This window comes from Rhodococcus sp. 1168 (genome assembly GCF_002091955.1).
GTDB lineage: Bacteria > Actinomycetota > Actinomycetes > Mycobacteriales > Mycobacteriaceae > Rhodococcoides.
On the sequence record NZ_MKKY01000024.1, the window covers coordinates 12,501 to 15,895 of the forward strand.

At 54.7% G+C, this 3,395-nt stretch carries 2 rRNA genes (1 of these 2 only partly in view); both read left to right on the forward strand.

What is annotated here, in order from left to right:
- Positions 1 to 3,143: ribosomal RNA gene (locus BJI47_RS02270) — 23S ribosomal RNA — on the forward strand; it begins 15 nt to the left of the window's first position.
- 132 nt (positions 3,144 to 3,275) lie between these two features.
- A 5S ribosomal RNA gene (rrf, locus tag BJI47_RS02275) occupies positions 3,276 to 3,392 on the forward strand.
- Positions 3,393 to 3,395: the final 3 nt, after the last annotated feature.

Here is a 3,395-nt window from a genome sequence, read left to right on the forward strand (position 1 = left end):
AGCGTACGGTGGATGCCTTGGCACCAGGAGCCGATGAAGGACGTAGGAGGCTGCGATAAGCCTCGGGGAGCTGTCAACCGAGCTGTGATCCGAGGGTGTCCGAATGGGGAAACCCAGCACGAGTGATGTCGTGTTACCTGCACCTGAATATATAGGGTGTGTGGAGGGAACGTGGGGAAGTGAAACATCTCAGTACCCACAGGAAGAGAAAACAATTGTGATTCCGTGAGTAGTGGCGAGCGAAAGCGGATGAGGCCAAACTTTGTGCGTGTGATACCCGGCAGGGGTTGCGTATGGAGGGTTGTGGGGTTTGCTTTGTCGATTCTGCCGGATCGGCCGACAGTAAGAAATCATGGTGTTAGTCGAAGTGGTCTGGAACGGCCTGTCGTAGAGGGTGAGAGTCCCGTAGACGAAAATACTGTGACTGTCGTAGTGAATACCCAAGTAGCAGCGGGCCCGTGAAATCTGCTGTGAATCTGTCGGGACCACCCGATAAGCCTGAATACTCCCTGGTGACCGATAGCGGACTAGTACCGTGAGGGAAAGGTGAAAAGTACCCCGGGAGGGGAGTGAAATAGTACCTGAAACCGTGCGCTTACAATCCGTCAAAGCTGGTGAACAGTTTGTTCTGTTGCTGGTGATGGCGTGCCTTTTGAAGAATGAGCCTGCGAGTTAGTGGCATGTCGCGAGGTTAACCCGTGTGGGGTAGCCGTAGCGAAAGCGAGTCCGAATAGGGCGTATCACCGTGAGGTGTGTAGTGGCGTGTTCTAGACCCGAAGCGGAGTGATCTACCCATGGCCAGGTTGAAGCGACGGTAAGACGTCGTGGAGGACCGAACCCACTTAGGTTGAAAACTGAGGGGATGAGTTGTGGGTAGGGGTGAAAGGCCAATCAAACTCCGTGATAGCTGGTTCTCCCCGAAATGCATTTAGGTGCAGCGTCACGTGTTTCTCATCGGAGGTAGAGCTACTGGATGGTCTAGGGGGCTTACCGGCTTACCGAAATCAGCCAAACTCCGAATGCCGATGAGTGAGAGCGTGGCAGTGAGACTGCGGGCGATAAGGTTCGTAGTCGAGAGGGAAACAGCCCAGATCGCCAGCTAAGGTCCCTAAGCGTGTACTAAGTGGAAAAGGATGTGGGGTCGCGAAGACAACCAGGAGGTTGGCTTAGAAGCAGCCACCCTTGAAAGAGTGCGTAATAGCTCACTGGTCAAGTGATCCTGCGCCGACAATGTAGCGGGGCTCAAGTACACCACCGAAGCTGCGGCACTCATACAATAGCCCGCATGTTCCTTACGAGGAGTGTGCCAGGTGTGTGGGTGGGTAGGGGAGCGTCGTGCAGCCATGGAAGCATCGGAGTGATCCAGGTGTGGAGGCTGTGCGAGTGAGAATGCAGGCATGAGTAGCGAAAGACGAGTGAGAAACTCGTCCGCCGAATGACCAAGGGTTCCTGGGCCAGGTTAATCCGCCCAGGGTGAGTCGGGACCTAAGACGAGGCCGACAGGCGTAGCCGATGGACAACGGGTTGATATTCCCGTACCCGTGTGAACGCGCCCATGGTGAATCAGTGATACTAACTGCCCTGAATCCATGTTACTGATCTCTTTCGAGAGTGAGGGGTGTGGTGGATGCGCAGGACCTGATCTGGTAGTAGCCAAGCGATGGGGTGACGCAGGAAGGTAGCTGGGCCAGTCAGTGGTAATACTGGTGTAAGCCTGTAGGGCGAACGGTAGGCAAATCCGCCGTTCATGATGCCTGAGAGGTGATGCGTAGCCGATTGAGGCGAATTCAGTGATCCTATGCTGCCGAGAAAAGCCTCTAGCGAGCTTTCACACGGCCCGTACCCCAAACCGACACAGGTGGTCAGGTAGAGAATACTAAGGCGATCGAGATAACTATGGTTAAGGAACTCGGCAAAATGCCCCCGTAACTTCGGGAGAAGGGGGACCCTGTCTGGTGATGAACTTTTCGTTCTGAGCTGGGTGGGGTCGCAGAGACCAGTGAGAAGCGACTGTTTACTAAAAACACAGGTCCGTGCGAAGTCGTAAGACGATGTATACGGACTGACGCCTGCCCGGTGCTGGAAGGTTAAGAGGACCGGTTAGTCACTTCGGTGGCGAAGCTGAGAATTTAAGCCCCAGTAAACGGCGGTGGTAACTATAACCATCCTAAGGTAGCGAAATTCCTTGTCGGGTAAGTTCCGACCTGCACGAATGGCGTAACGACTTCTCAGCTGTCTCAACCATAGACTCGGCGAAATTGCATTACGAGTAAAGATGCTCGTTACGCGCGGCAGGACGAAAAGACCCCGGGACCTTCACTATAGCTTGGTATTGGTGTTCGGTTCGGTTTGTGTAGGATAGGTGGGAGACTGTGAAGCGGTGACGCCAGTTACTGTGGAGTCGTTGTTGAAATACCACTCTGATCGTATTGGATACCTCAACCTCGGACCATGATCTGGTTCAGGGACAGTGCCTGGTGGGTAGTTTAACTGGGGCGGTTGCCTCCTAAAATGTAACGGAGGCGCCCAAAGGTTCCCTCAGCCTGGTTGGCAATCAGGTGTCGAGTGCAAGTGCACAAGGGAGCTTGACTGTGAGACTGACACGTCGAGCAGGGACGAAAGTCGGGACTAGTGATCCGGCACCGGCATGTGGAAGCGGTGTCGCTCAACGGATAAAAGGTACCCCGGGGATAACAGGCTGATCTTCCCCAAGAGTCCATATCGACGGGATGGTTTGGCACCTCGATGTCGGCTCGTCGCATCCTGGGGCTGGAGTAGGTCCCAAGGGTTGGGCTGTTCGCCCATTAAAGCGGCACGCGAGCTGGGTTTAGAACGTCGTGAGACAGTTCGGTCTCTATCCGCCGCGCGCGTAAGAAACTTGAGGAAGGCTGTCCCTAGTACGAGAGGACCGGGACGGACGAACCTCTGGTGTGCCAGTTGTTCCACCAGGAGCACCGCTGGTTAGCTACGTTCGGAAGGGATAACCGCTGAAAGCATCTAAGCGGGAAGCCTGTTCCAAGATGAGGTTTCTCACCCCCTCGAGGGGGTAAGGCCCCCGGCAGACCACCGGGTTGATAGGCCAGAACTGGAAGTCGGGTAACCGATGTAGGTGACTGGTACTAATAGGCCGAGGACTTACCACAAAGAAGCTACGCGTCCACTGTGCGATATCTGAAACAACACACGTTTCAGTATTTACAATTGAATGAACCAACATCGTTCACCATTATGTGTGAGTTTTCTGTTGTGTTCCGTGTGTAACTGTTTCATAGAGTTACGGCGGCCATAGCGGAGGGGAAACGCCCGGTCCCATTCCGAACCCGGAAGCTAAGCCCTCCAGCGCCGATGGTACTGCACTCGACAGGGTGTGGGAGAGTAGGACACCGCCGAACACA